General features: G+C 71.3%; 11 protein-coding genes. 5 read left to right on the plus strand and 6 right to left on the minus strand.

Annotation, left to right across the window (positions count from 1 at the left end; all coding sequences use genetic code 11):
* The first annotated feature begins 20 nt into the window (after positions 1 to 20).
* Entirely contained in the window at positions 21 to 2,177 is a 2,157-nt protein-coding gene (locus tag GEV10_16005) for a hypothetical protein (GenBank protein ID MQA79961.1), read from the plus strand.
* On the opposite strand, the gene GEV10_16010 is transcribed toward GEV10_16005, so the two are convergent.
* Both GEV10_16010 and GEV10_16015 read right to left on the minus strand, forming a co-directional pair.
* On the minus strand, positions 2,170 to 3,255 hold the full coding sequence (locus GEV10_16010) for a DUF2961 domain-containing protein (GenBank protein MQA79962.1): 1,086 nt from the start codon (positions 3,253 to 3,255) through the stop codon (positions 2,170 to 2,172). The genes GEV10_16005 and GEV10_16010 overlap by 8 nt on opposite strands.
* A 58-nt stretch (positions 3,256 to 3,313) precedes the next feature.
* Complete coding sequence (locus tag GEV10_16015) at positions 3,314 to 3,964, minus strand: DUF4870 domain-containing protein (GenBank protein MQA79963.1); 651 nt, start codon at positions 3,962 to 3,964, stop codon at positions 3,314 to 3,316.
* On the opposite strand from GEV10_16015, the gene GEV10_16020 reads away from it, so the two are divergent.
* Positions 3,882 to 4,460 carry a GNAT family N-acetyltransferase gene (locus tag GEV10_16020; GenBank protein ID MQA79964.1) on the plus strand — a complete coding sequence of 193 codons (579 nt, stop codon included), beginning with the start codon at positions 3,882 to 3,884 and terminating at the stop codon, positions 4,458 to 4,460. The two genes, GEV10_16015 and GEV10_16020, sit on opposite strands and share 83 nt — an antisense overlap.
* Before the next feature lie 77 nt (positions 4,461 to 4,537).
* On the opposite strand, the gene GEV10_16025 is transcribed toward GEV10_16020, so the two are convergent.
* The 4 genes from GEV10_16025 to GEV10_16040 are packed head-to-tail and all read right to left on the minus strand — an operon-like array spanning position 4,538 to position 9,739.
* On the minus strand, positions 4,538 to 6,304 hold the full coding sequence (locus GEV10_16025) for a dipeptide ABC transporter ATP-binding protein (protein ID MQA79965.1): 1,767 nt from the start codon (positions 6,302 to 6,304) through the stop codon (positions 4,538 to 4,540).
* Positions 6,305 to 6,335: 31 nt separating this feature from the next.
* Complete coding sequence (locus GEV10_16030) at positions 6,336 to 7,232, minus strand: ABC transporter permease subunit (protein MQA79966.1); 897 nt, start codon at positions 7,230 to 7,232, stop codon at positions 6,336 to 6,338.
* Positions 7,229 to 8,179: an ABC transporter permease subunit gene (locus GEV10_16035; protein ID MQA79967.1), complete on the minus strand. Its 951-nt coding sequence runs from the start codon at positions 8,177 to 8,179 to the stop codon at positions 7,229 to 7,231. The genes GEV10_16030 and GEV10_16035 overlap by 4 nt, the downstream gene beginning before the upstream one ends.
* 15 nt (positions 8,180 to 8,194) lie before the next feature.
* Entirely contained in the window at positions 8,195 to 9,739 is a 1,545-nt protein-coding gene (locus GEV10_16040) for a peptide ABC transporter substrate-binding protein (protein ID MQA79968.1), read from the minus strand.
* A 256-nt stretch (positions 9,740 to 9,995) separates the two neighbouring features.
* Here GEV10_16040 and GEV10_16045 point away from each other — a divergent pair, with 256 nt between their 5' ends.
* From GEV10_16045 to GEV10_16055, 3 genes are all read left to right on the plus strand, one after another.
* A complete protein-coding gene (locus GEV10_16045) occupies positions 9,996 to 10,580 on the plus strand; it encodes a PadR family transcriptional regulator (GenBank protein ID MQA79969.1) in 585 nt (194 codons plus the stop codon).
* A gap of 83 nt (positions 10,581 to 10,663) precedes the next feature.
* Entirely contained in the window at positions 10,664 to 11,626 is a 963-nt protein-coding gene (locus tag GEV10_16050; protein MQA79970.1) for an ATP-binding cassette domain-containing protein, read from the plus strand.
* 10 nt (positions 11,627 to 11,636) lie between these two features.
* Positions 11,637 to 12,389 carry an ABC transporter permease gene (locus GEV10_16055; GenBank protein ID MQA79971.1) on the plus strand — a complete coding sequence of 251 codons (753 nt, stop codon included), beginning with the start codon at positions 11,637 to 11,639 and terminating at the stop codon, positions 12,387 to 12,389.
* The last annotated feature ends 243 nt before the right edge of the window (positions 12,390 to 12,632 follow it).

The following is a 12,632-nucleotide window of genomic DNA, read 5'->3' on the forward strand; positions in this document are numbered from 1 at the left end:
CGGTCGCCTATGCTCCGGGCATGCGGCAGGCACTGCGTGACGCGGTCCACGTCGACCGCAGCCGGCTCGCCGTCAACGCGGCCGCCCGCAACACGGTCGGCGTGGTCCTCCCCCTCGTGGTGGGCGCGCTCAGCGGGCACCTGGTCGCGGGCGTGACGGTGGCCATCGGCGCGCAGAACGTCGCGCTCGCCGACCGACCGGGGCCGTACCGGCTCCGCCTCGCACGCCTCCTCTTCACCGCGGCCGTCGCCGCCGTGGGCGCGGGGGCGGGGATCCTCGTGGGCAGGTGGGATGTCGCCGCGATCATCCTCACCGCCTGCTGGGCGTTCGGCGCGGGCCTGCTCGTCTCGCTCGGGCCGACCGCCACGCAGGTGGGCATCACCAGCACGATCCTCATGCTCGTCCTGGCCGGCCGGGCGCAGTTCACCGACGCCGCCGGGCCGGCCGCGGCCGCGTTCACGGCCCTGCAGATCCTCGCCGGCGGCGCCCTGCAGGCCCTGTTCGCGGTCGCGGGATGGCCACTGCGGCGGTACCGTCCCGAACGCCTGGCGCTCGCCTCCGCGTACACCGAGCTGGCGACCACGGCGACCGAGGCGCCGGGCACCGACGTCGGTCCGGCGGCCGGTGCGACGCTCGACTCCGTCCACCGCACGATCCGCGGCATCGGGCGCAACCGGAGCGCGACGATGGTCGCGTTCCGCGTGCTCCTCGACGAGGCGGAGCGGATCCGCATCGAGCTGCTCGCCCTCGGGGCGCACGCCGAGCGTCTCGGCGAGCTCGGCGCGAACTCCTCGCGCGACCGGGTGCTCGACGTGCTCACGGCCGCCGCGACCCTGCTGCGGCGCATCGGCGACTCGCTCGCCACGGCGGACCCGCCCGCGCACGTCACCCTGGCGGCGCGCGAGCTCACCACGGCGATCCGCTCGCTCGAGACCCTGGCACGGCAGTCGTCCGACAGCTCGTTCGCGGTGCTCGTCACCCTGCGCGCCGCCGTGGCCAGGGCCGACGCGCTCGACGAGCAGCTGCGCATCGCGATCGGCACCGCCTCGACGTGGCGCTACGAGGAGGACGAGCGGCCGGGCGGCTCCGCCGCGGTGCACCTGCCGGCGAGCCTGCGTTTCGACCACCCGCTCCAGACCGTGCGTGCCAACCTCACGCCGACCTCGTCGGCGTTCCGGCACGCCGTACGCCTGGCGGCGTGCCTCACCTGCTGCGACGTGGTCGTCAGGGCCGCCGACCTCCCCCGCGGCTACTGGCTGCCGCTCATGGTGCTGATCACGCTGCAGCCGGGGTTCGCCGCCACGTTGAGCCGCGGCCTGCTCAGGATCACCGGCACGATCGTCGGCCTCGGCGTGGTGACCGGCCTGGTCGCGATCCTGCCCGACTCGGTGTGGCTGGACTTCCTGCTCGTCGGCCTGCTGTTCTTCGGCTTCCGCGCGCTGTTCCTCGCGAGCTTCGGGTTGTCCGTCGCGTTCCTCACCGCGCTCGTGGTCGTCCTGCTCTCCCTCATCGACGTGGATCCGACCAGCACGATCCTCGAACGGGGGATCTACACGGCCGCGGGCGGCGCCATCGCGCTCGGCGTCTACCTCGCCTGGCCGACCTGGGAGCGCTCGCGGGTACGCCCCCGCCTGGCCGAGCTGCTGACGGCCTACCGGGAGTACCTGGCGCTCGTCGCCGACGACGAGGCGACGCCCGCGCAGGTCGCGTCCGCCCGCTCGGCGGCACGGGTCGCGAGGACGAACGCGGAGGCATCGCTGGAACGGTTCTCCGGCGACCCCGACCGCACGCACCGCGACGACCTCGTCGAACTCGCCGAGTCGGTGTTCGCAGGCTCGCTGCCGCTCGTCCACGCGGCCATGCGCCTCGAGGCCGCCAGGCGCGACGCCGCACGGCTACCGGAGACACCGGCGCTCGCGGCGTTCGTCGAGCACGCCTGCACCGCGCTCGACGCCATGGCGACGGCCGTCCGCGACGGCGCGCCCCTGGCCGACGTCCCCGACGTGCCCGCGGAGGCCGACGCCACGAGGGCCGATCTGACCGACCACGACGACCTCGGCGCCACCGACCGGACGGCGGCCGCCCTCGTCGAGTCGACCGAGGAGATCGCGCGGAGCCTCACCGCCCTCGCCGCGGCCCTGCGCGGCGACCGGGACGAGGACGAGCCCGCTACGTGACCTCGAGCTCGTCCACTCCCGGCATGGCGGGGAACGGCACGTGCGGCTCGGTCTGGTACCAGACGGCGACGGAGGCGAGGTCGTCGCGCAGCTGGAGGTACCGCCCAGCACGCCGCCAGCCGAGGGCCTGCACGGTCACGCGGAGGTCCTCCGTGAAGCGGATGGGGTCGGGCAGGTGCCAGCGGTACATGCCGAACCGCTGCTGCGAGCGGTACATCCCGGACGCGCCCGCGCCGATCACCTGGTTGAGGCCGAGGTACGGCGTCGTGTACACGCCGTACTGCCCGGGCGGGTCCTCGAAGTTCCAGGCGCCACCGAAGTAGTCCTCGGTGCCGGTGCCGCAGATCGTCGGGTACTCGTCGTCACCGTCGAGGAAGAACTTCAGCTCGCCCTCGCCCCACCAGCCGGTGCTGTTCGACTGCCAGGCGAGGTACGTGCCGACGTAGTGGCCACGCCCGCGGACACCGTCGAGGATCGTGTGCACCTCGCCCTGCGGCACCGGGTTGGTGCGCCGCCAGGTGGCGTGCAGGTACGCGGCGTCGTCGGGGACGTCGTCGAGCGCGTAGTCGACCTGGTAGTAGAACGCCTCGCAACGTTCGTCGGGCGAGACGTTCTCCAGCGTGATCTTCGCCGAACCGCGGAACGGCATCGGCCAGTACGAGTTGAACCCGCCGGCCGGGTTGACCGCGATCGGCAGCGACGCGACGTTGCTGCGCTCGCCCCAGCCGTTGCAGAAGAAGTCGCCGAGTGGCACCTCGACGGAGGGTTCGGCCTCGCCGTCCCAGTAGCAGCGCAGCACGAGCCGGCGCCACCAGTCGGGGAAGACGGTGCACCACACGTGCGAGACGATGCCCGGACCATCGATGTCGGCGAGCACGACCGTCTCGCCGGGCTCGACGCGGATCGACGGGGACACCTTCCACCCGACCCCGAGATCACGGGACGGGCCGGCACCGGTTCCCGTCGTCGCGCGGCCGCCCGCACCCTTCTCCCCGCTGAGGTTCTCCGCGCTGATCGACCGCGTACGTGCGTTCGACAGTCGCCAGACCTGATCGAGACCGCCCAGACCGAGCGTCACCTGCACCACCTCCGCGCCGGAGGCTAGCGGGTCGGACGGAGGGACCGTCGACCGACGGTCAGCGGAGGATGCGGAGCGTGAGCGGGTACCTGAAGCGCGACCCGGCCGCACCGGCGACGCCGCCGACGAAGGTGAGGATGAGCCAGCCCACCCAGATGACCGGGAACAGGATCACCGGGAGGACCAGCACGCTGGCCACGCCGAGCACGATGTTGGCCAGCACGAACGTGAGCTGGAAGTTGACCGCCTCGGCCGCCTGGCTCCTCAGGTAGGACGGCCGGCGCCCCTCGGCGAGGTAGACGATGAGCGGGGCGAGGAAGGACGTGAGGTACCCGGACAGGTGCACGACCAGCGAGGCGACCCGGTCGCCACTGGACGGAAGCGGCACCGCAGCCGCGTGCGGCCGCGGCTGCTCGGGCAGCACCAGCTCGCGGAGCGGGAGCTGCAGCTCACCGAACGTCCTGGCGGCGAGCGCCTGCTCCACCCGCGCGTCGAACTCGGTCTCGTCGAGGCGTCCCTTGGCATACGCGTCCTGAAGGACGTCGACGACGTGGTCACGGTCGACGTCGGAGACGCGCAACGACGGCTGACGGACGAAGGGACCTGGCGAGCTCACCGCGGGGTTCATGCGTCGATCCTCCCCCGCGCACGCGCGATGTGACATCCGGGAAGACCCTGATTTCCCGCGGCCCGGTACGGTGCGGGACATGTCCTATCGCACCCTCGGACCCGAGGACCTGCCGCGCGTCCTCGAGTTGAACAACGCGGCCACGCCGAGCGTGGGCAGGCTCACCCTCCCGGATCTCGAGCGCCTCGTCGCCATGGCCTCGGTCCGGATCGTCGCCGTCACCGACGACGCCGTCGTGGGATTCGCCCTCGGCCTGCCGCCCGGCCAGGAGTACACGAGCGAGAACTACCGCTACTTCGCCGAGCGGTTCGACGACTTCCACTACCTCGACCGCATCGTCGTCGACCCGACCTACTACCGCCGTGGCCTCGGGTCGGGGCTCTACGACGAGGTCGAGCGGCTGTGCGGCGCGCCCGTGCTGCTGTGCGAGGTCAACATCCGCCCGCTCAACGGCGACTCGCTGGCGTTCCACGAGCACCGCGGCTTCCGCCAGGTCGGCACCCAGGACACCGAGGGCGGCACCAAGACCGTCGCACTCCTCCGCAAGGACCTGTCGCAGCCGAGCGTCTCCCGTTGATCACGTCAACGTGATCAACGCGGACTTCACCTCGTGCAGGGACGAGGTGAAGTCCCGGTCCACGAGGTGAAGCACCGTCATCGGACGACGATGGTGGGCGTGGTGTCGAGGAGCTCACGGGTGTACTCGTGCGCGGGCGTGGCGAACAGCTGCTCGACCCTGGCGTGCTCGACGATGTGACCGTCCTGCAGCACCGCGACCTCCTGCGCGATGTTGCGTACCAGGGCGATGTCGTGGGTGACGAACAGCAGGGTCAGCCCCATGTCGTCGCGGAGCTGGGCGAGGAGCTCGACCACCGTCGCCTGGACCGACACGTCGAGCGCGCTGGTCACCTCGTCGCAGATCAGCAGGTCGGGCTCGGTCACCAGCGCCCTGGCGATCGCGGCGCGCTGCCGCTCGCCGCCGGAGAGCTGGTCCGGGTAGCGGTCGGCGAGCGCGCCGGAGAGACCGACGCGCTCCAGGTTCTGGCGCGCGACGTCCATCGCCGCGTCGAGCGTCGTGCCGAACAGCACCCGCCGCGGCCGGGCGATCGACTCGCCGATGGTGCGGCGCGGGTTGAGCGACGCGTAAGGGTTCTGGAAGACGTACGCGACCGACCGCAGCACCTCGGGCGGCCGCCGGGCGACGCCGAACGGCAGCGGCTTGCCGTGCAGCATGATCTCGCCGGTGGCGTCGTCATGCAGGCCGGCGACGGTCTGGGCGAGGGTGGTCTTGCCCGACCCCGACTCGCCGAGCAGTGCGGTGCACGAGCCCTCGGTCACGGTGAGGTCGAGGTCGTGGAGCACCTCGACCTGGCCGTACCTGGCGGTGAGACCGACGATGTGCAGCAGCACCTTCGAGTACCTGCCGCCCCGCGCCGCCCCCGAGCGGGTCTTGAACGCCGCCGTCACCTGCTCGGTGTGGACGCACCGGACGAGGTGGCCCTCCTCGAACTCCTCGATCGGCGGCAGCGCGACCTCGCACTCGGCGGTGGCCAGGGTGCACCGGGGCGAGAACCGGCAGCCGTGCGGCCGCTCGGACGGCGTCGGAGCGGTGCCGGGGATGCCGCGGAGCTCGCGCTTGCCCTCGAGGTCGGGGACGGCCGCCACCAGCCGCGCCGTGTACGGGTGACCTGGGTCGCGGACGATGAGGTCGGTCGTCGCCTGCTCGACGAGGCTGCCGGCGTAGAGCACCGCGACGTCGTCGGCGACGTCGGCGACGACGGCCAGATCGTGGCTGATGTACAGCGCCGCGCAGCCGTACCGCTCGGCGAGGTCGTGCACGGTGTCGAGGACGTGGCCCTGCGTGGTGACGTCGAGACCGGTGGTCGGCTCGTCGAGGACGACCAGCGTGGGCCGGCACGCGAACGCCATCGCGATGCCGATGCGCTGCTGCTGGCCGCCGGACAGCTGGTGCGGCCAGCGGCGCAGGAAGGCGTCGTCGGTCGGGAGGTCGACCTCCTGGAGCGCCTCCTTGACCCGGTCGTGCGGCTCGTCCCACCCGTGCACGGTGAGCGCCTCGTACACCTGTCGGCCCACCCGCATGGCGGGGTTCAGCGCCGCGCCGGGATCCTGCGGGACGTAGCTCACCCGCTTGCCACGCCAGGACCGGAGGTCGCGCGGGGACAGCGCCAGCAGATTGGTGCCGTCGAGCCAGATCTGCCCGCCCGCGATCCGCATGCCGCGGCGCGCGAGTCCGAGCATCGCCAGGCCGACAGTCGTCTTGCCCGACCCGGACTCGCCGACCAGTCCGAGGATGCGGCCGGTGGCGATCTCGAGGTCGAGCCCGTCGACGATCGCCGTGCCGTTCGTGGTCTCGACGCGCAGGTCCTTGACGAGGACGCCCTTGGCGCGCGCGTTCGTCATCATGCGCGCCCGCTTCCTCGCTCGTGCGCTTTCATCCTTCGACCTCTCTGTCGAGGCCCGCCGACGCCTGGGCGATCCCGTCACTGATCAGGTTGGTGCCCACCGCGATGAGGCCGATCGCGGCCACGGGAAGCAGGACGGCCCACGGCTGCACGACGAGTCCGATCCGGTTCTCGTTGATCATCAGCCCCCAGTCGGCCGCCGGCGGCTGCAGTCCGAGCCCGAGGAATCCCAGGCCCGCGACGAGACCGATCGAGTACGTGAACCGCAGGCCGGTCTCGACCATCAGCGGCCCGGTGACGTTGGGCAGCAGGTCGCCGACCCGTACCGGCCAGCGACGCAGGCCGATGGCCTCGGCGGCGCGGACGTAGTCGCGTCCGGCGACACCGAGCACCGCCGACCTGATGATCCGGGCGGTGCGGGGGGCGTGCGACAGGCCGACCGTGACGACGATGACCCACGGCTGCGGCCCCCAGACGCTGAGGAACAGCAGCGCGAGCACGATCTGCGGGAAGGCCAGCACGATGTCGCTGAACCGCATCAGCAGCTCGTCGATCCAGCTGCGCGTGTAGCCGGCCACGAGAGCGACGACGACGCCGACGCCCACGCCCAGCACGGTCGCCAGCACCGCGAACAGCAGCACGGACCGCCCGCCGCCGAGGAAGCGGCTCAGCACGTCCCGGCCGAGGTTGTCGGTGCCGAGGACGGCGTCCGCCGTGTGCGCGAAGAAGGGTTGGCCCACGAACTCCGTCGTCGAGTACGGCGCGACGAGCGGACCCGCGATCGCGAGCAGCACGACCGCGCCGGTGAACACGAGCCCCACCTTCGTGCGGTGGTAGCGCAGCGACTGGCGCAGCAGTCCCTTGCCCTTGCCGGACGCCGTCACCGCCGGGCTGTCCGGCTGGACCTCCGTCACTCCTGCGCTCATCTCGCCGTCCTCAGCCTCGGGTTCGACAGGATGCTCACGACGTCGGCAAGGAGGTTGCACAGCACGTAGACGAACGCGATGAGCATCACCAGTGCCTGCAGCGTCGGCAGGTCCCTGTTGGTCACGGCGTCGACGAGGCCCTGCCCGATCCCCGGGAAGCGGAAGAGGTACTCGACGATGACCACGCCACCAGCGAGCCAGGCGAGCTGCAGGGCGATGACCTGGGCGACGGGTCCGATGGCGTTGGGCAACGCGTGGCGCACGAGCACGACGCGCTCGGGTAGTCCCTTCAGCCGCGCCTGCTGGACGAACTCGCTGTCGAGCACCTCGAGCATCGTCGCCCGCATCATCCGGGTGATGTACGGCGACACCGCCAGCACGAGCGTGAGCGTGGGCAGGACGAGCACGGCACTCTGGGCGAACAGCGACCTGTTCTCGTCGACCAGGGCGACGGCGGGGAACCAGTGCAGCACCGTGGTCGAGAAGAACAGGATCAGCAGGATGCCGATCACGAACTCGGGAAGGGCGGCGAGCACGAGCGTGCCGGTCGACACGACGTTGTCGACCGCGCGTCCCCTGCGCAGCGCGCTCCAGGTGCCGGCGATGATCGACAGGGGAGTCGCGATGACCGCGGAGCACAGCAGCAGGACGGCGGAGTTGGCCGTGCGCTGGCCGACGAGCTCGGCGACCGGCTGGCCGTTCGCCAGCGAGTCGCCGAGGCTGCCGGTGAACAGGTCGCCGAGCCAGCTCAGGTAGCGCTGGTACCCGGGCTGGTCGAGGTGGAGCTGCTCACGGAGCACGGCGAGCCGGTCCGGGCTCGCCGTCCGCCCCAGGATCGCCTGTGCGGCGTCGCCGGGCAGCAGGAGACTCGCGCCGAACACCAGCAACGACACGACGAAGAGCACGAGGAGGCCGACCAGCAGGCGGCGCGCGATGAGTCGCAACATGTCGTCAGCTCACCCTCACACGAACCAGACTTCGCGGAACCGGTACGCGTCGAGCGGGAAGATCCCCTTCTCCGACGGCTTGAGTCCGGTGATCCGGCGCGAGTACGCGTCGACGAGGTCGAGGAAGCCCCAGACGATGTAACCGCCCCGCTCGTACTCGATCTCCTGTGCCTGCTCGAGCAGCCGGCTGCGCTTGTCGTCGTCGACCGTCTGCTTCGCCTTGCCGACGAGGTCGAGGTAGGTGGGGTCGACCCAGTGGCACTCGTTGAACGGCGACGACGGCTGCGAGCCGAGCGCCGACTGCACGAGGTACGGCCAGGTGCCCCAGAAGTCCTGCGCGAAGTGCCACTTGAGGTAGTCGTCGCCGTAGAACACGCCGGTGTCGACCCGGTTGAGCTTGATGCCGATGCCGGCGGACCTGGCCTGCTGCTGCATCACCTGGGCCGCTTCGACGATGCCCTGCGACACCGGCGAGGTGACGAGCTCGATCTGGAGGTTCTCGTGGCCCGCCGCCTTGAGCAGCGACTTCGCCTCGTCCGGGTCGTACGTGCGCTGCGGCAGGTCGGCGGCGTAGCTGTCGTCGAACGGCGAGTACATGTCGTTGGCGATCCGGCCGTGACCGGACAGCACCTGGTTGACCATCTCCTCGCGGTCGATGCTGAGGCGCAGCGCCTGCCGCACCCGCACGTCGCGCAGCGGCTCGACGTCGACCCGCATCGTGAACGGGTTCCAGTTGCCGGTGCGCGACTTCAGCACCCGCAGCGTGGGGTCGGCCTCGATCACGCGTACCTCGGCGTATGGCAGCGACTCGATCGCCTCGACCTGCCCGGCGAGCAGCGCGTTGGTGCGCGCGGAGTCGTCGGTGAAGTTGATGATGCGCAGCTCGTCGACGTACGGCTGTCCCTCCCGCCAGTAGTCGCTGAAGCGCGCGAACGTGCTCTCCTGGCCCGGGGTGAAGTTGACGAACGTGAACGGCCCGGTGCCGATCGGCTTCTTCGGGTCGTAGCCCTCGGGCACGATGCCGATGCGGTAGTCGGCGAACACGTCGTGGATCGAGACATCGGGGGCCTTCAGCTTGATGCGCAGCGTGCGGTCGTCGATCTTGCTGAACCCGTCGCGGTCGACCGACGACAGCAGGTTGGCCGCGGCCTGCGGCTTCTTCGGGTCGGTCACCCGGCGGTAGGTGTAGATGACGTCCTCGGGACGTACCGGCTTGCCATTGTGGAACAGGATGCCGTCACGGATGCGGATGACCCACGACAGGCCGTCCTTCGACACCTCGACCGACTCGGCGACGCATGACTCGAGCGTGTAGTCGCGCTTGCGGTAGAGGAGCGGCTCGTAGAGGTTGAGCCCGCGGCAGATGTCCGGGTGCGTGATCGGATTGTGCACGTCGAGGCTGTCGCTCGAACCACCACCGGCGGTGCCGACCCGCAGGACGCCGCCCCGCCGAGGTGGCCCGGTCGGGTTGCCCCGGGCCGCGGGCGGCTGCGTACCGCACGAAGTCAACAGCGGGACAGCGGACAGTCCGAGGACTCCGGCCGCTGCTCCCCTGAGCACCGCCCGCCTGCTTGGTTGGCTCGCGGGCGTCACACCATGCTCCTTCCACCCCCGAGCACGGCCCAGCCGTTCTCCCCCCGGCGTGGTGACCGCGCCCTAGTCAACGGAGATCACGGCCTGCACGTCAAGTCATGATCACGTTCCGCAGTGGTGCGTCGCGGCAGAATACCAGTGCGGTCGCCGGCGTACCCGCCAAGCGTCGCGACGCATCCCACGCACCGATCGCACGGTCGAAGCGGCGTGCGAGGATTCCGACATGTCGGCGACACGACTGCTGGTGCTGGGCGTCGTCCGCGTGCGCGGCGAGGCACACGGCTACCAGGTACGCCGCGACCTGCGCAGCTGGGCCGCGGACAGCTGGGCCAACGTCCAGCCGGGATCGGTGTACCACGCACTGAAGAAGCTCGCCCGCGACGGGCTGCTGACCGACGCGGGCACCGCGGAGCCGGCGGCCGGTCCCGAGCGGGCCGTCTACCGGATCACGCCGGACGGCGAGACCGAGTTCTTCGCGCTGCTCGCCGAGGCCCTCAGCCGCCCGGACCGCGGCGTCGACGGCCTCAGCGCCGGGGTCACCTTCCTCACCACCCTCCCCCGCGCCGACGCGGTCGCCCTGCTCAACCACCGCCTCGTGGCGCTCGAAGGCGACCTGGCGAGTGCGAAGCACATGGTCGACACGTGGTCCACCATGGGCAAGCCGGAGCACGTCACCGAGCTGGCCCGACTCTGGAGCATCGCCGGCGAGGGCGACATCCGCTGGACCAGGGATCTCGTCGCCCGCCTCGAGGACGGTGCGTACGTGATGGCGGACGACGGCGCCGGATTCGGCCACCCGCCGACCTGAGCTCCGTTGGTCAAACTTGACTAGCACCAGATGGGCATGTCACGCTCACCCAGCTAGTCAAACTTGACCAACGGAGGGTCTCCGTGATCCACGCCCGGGCTCTCGCCCGCTCCTTCACCTCGCGGCGCCGCACCGTCGAGGCCGTCCGCGGCGTCGACCTCGACGTCGACACGGGCGAGCTCGTCGGCTTCCTCGGCCCGAACGGCGCCGGCAAGACGACCACGCTGCGCCTGCTGACCACCGTGCTCAGCCCCACGGCGGGCACCGCGACCGTCGCCGGCCACGATCTCGTCCGCGACCCGGCAAGCGTGCGGCGGTCGATCGGCTACATCGCCCAGGGCAACGGCTGCGGTCTCGACCAGCGGGTCGACCACGAGCTCGTCCTCCAGGGCGAGCTCCACGGCCTGTCGCGGCACGAGGCCAGCCGGCACACCGCCGAGCTCCTCGCGCGGTTCGACCTGACCGAGGCGGCCGGTCGCGTCGCCGGCACCCTGTCCGGCGGGCAGCGACGTCGCGTGGACATCGCGATGGGCGTGCTGCACCGCCCTCCCCTGGTCTTCCTCGACGAGCCGTCTGCGGGTCTCGACCCGCAGAGCAGGGGCAACCTGTGGGCGCACGTACGCGACCTGCGCGACACGTACGGCACGACGGTGTTCCTCACCACCCACTACCTCGAGGAGGCCGACGAGCTGTGCGACCGGATCTTCGTGATCGACGACGGGCGGATCGTGGCGACGGGCACGCCGAACGAGCTGAAGGCGGGTGTCTCAGGCGACCTGGTGAGCGTCGACGTCGACCGGCCCGACCTCGCCGTCGCAGTCGCCGCGGCACTGCCAGGGACCACCGACGTCGAGCCCGCCGGGCAGCGCGTGACGTTCCGCGTGCCACGGGGCGACACCGCCCTCCCGCTCCTCCTGCGCGACCTCAACCGCGCCGGCGTCACGGTCTCGTCGGTCCAGACGCATCGGCCGACGCTCGACGACGTCTTCCTCACCCTGACCGGCCGCAGCCTGCGCGAACCCGACGGCGCGGCGGCCGCAGCCTAGAGAGGTCACCGTGACCGCACTCCGCCACACCCGGCTCATCTTCGTCCGCTCGATCCGCCCGACCCTGCGCAGCCCTTCGACCCTGCTGTTCGGCGTCGCCCAACCGGTGCTCTACCTCGCCCTCTTCGGACCACTGCTCGCCGACGTCGGCGGACCGGGCGGCGCGACCTCCTGGCAGTGGTTCGTCCCCGGCCTGCTGGTCCAGCTCGTCCTCTTCACCACCGCGTACGCCGGCTTCTCGCTCATCCCCGACCAGCGGTCAGGCGCCCAGGAACGGCTCCGGGCGACGCCCGTGAGCCGCCTCGCCCTCCTGCTCGGCCGCGTGCTGTCGAACGTGGTCATGCTCGTGGCGCAGGCGGTTCTCCTCGTCCTCCCGGCACTGGCCTTCGGATTCCGCGTGCCGCTCGCTGCGGCCCTGCTAGGCCTGCTGCTCTTGGCGGCGCTGGGCGTCGCGATCGGCGCGGCGTCGTACGCCCTGGCGACACACCTGCGCAACGAGTACGAGTTCGCGCCCGCACTCGGCTCGACGGTCGTACCGCTGATGCTGCTCTCGGGGATCCTGCTGCCGATGGACGCCGGCCCGCGCTGGCTCTACGTCGTCTCGCGGTTCAACCCGCTGAGTCACGTCGTCGACGCCGAGCGCGCGCTGACGCTCGGCCGGTACGGCGCGGGCGCCGTGATGGTGGGGGCGCTCGTCACCGCAGGCCTCGTCGTCGTCTGCACGGCATGGGGCGTCCGAGCCTTCCGCCGCTCCCCGGCCTAGGGTCCTGCCTCAGGTGTCGCCATAATCGTGGGGTTGTTGGGTGTAGTGCCGTCCAGCGGGTGTGGTCCAGGTGACGGTGCCGTCGGGGTGGGCTTTCAGGGACCAGCCGGTGTTCTCGTCCTTGAGCCGGTGGTGAGTCGGCGGCGGGAGTTGCACCCGCCGCCGCTCGTAGAACCGTGCGTGACACTCTCGCGTCACACGGCTCCCGTCGTCGAGCCGCTGGGGAGTGCACCGTGTTGCCAG

Source organism: Streptosporangiales bacterium, from assembly GCA_009379955.1.
Lineage (GTDB): Bacteria > Actinomycetota > Actinomycetes > Streptosporangiales > WHST01 > WHST01.

Coding starts and splice junctions, on each gene's coding strand:
- GEV10_16045 (MQA79969.1), top strand. CDS start 9,996: ATGTCGGCGACACGACTGCTGGTGCTGGGCGTCGTCCGCGTGCGCGGC.
- GEV10_16005 (MQA79961.1), top strand. CDS start 21: ATGCGGCAGGCACTGCGTGACGCGGTCCACGTCGACCGCAGCCGGCTC.
- GEV10_16025 (MQA79965.1), bottom strand. CDS start 6,304: ATGACGAACGCGCGCGCCAAGGGCGTCCTCGTCAAGGACCTGCGCGTC.
- GEV10_16015 (MQA79963.1), bottom strand. CDS start 3,964: ATGTCCCGCACCGTACCGGGCCGCGGGAAATCAGGGTCTTCCCGGATG.
- GEV10_16020 (MQA79964.1), top strand. CDS start 3,882: ATGCGTCGATCCTCCCCCGCGCACGCGCGATGTGACATCCGGGAAGAC.
- GEV10_16030 (MQA79966.1), bottom strand. CDS start 7,232: ATGAGCGCAGGAGTGACGGAGGTCCAGCCGGACAGCCCGGCGGTGACG.
- GEV10_16035 (MQA79967.1), bottom strand. CDS start 8,179: ATGTTGCGACTCATCGCGCGCCGCCTGCTGGTCGGCCTCCTCGTGCTC.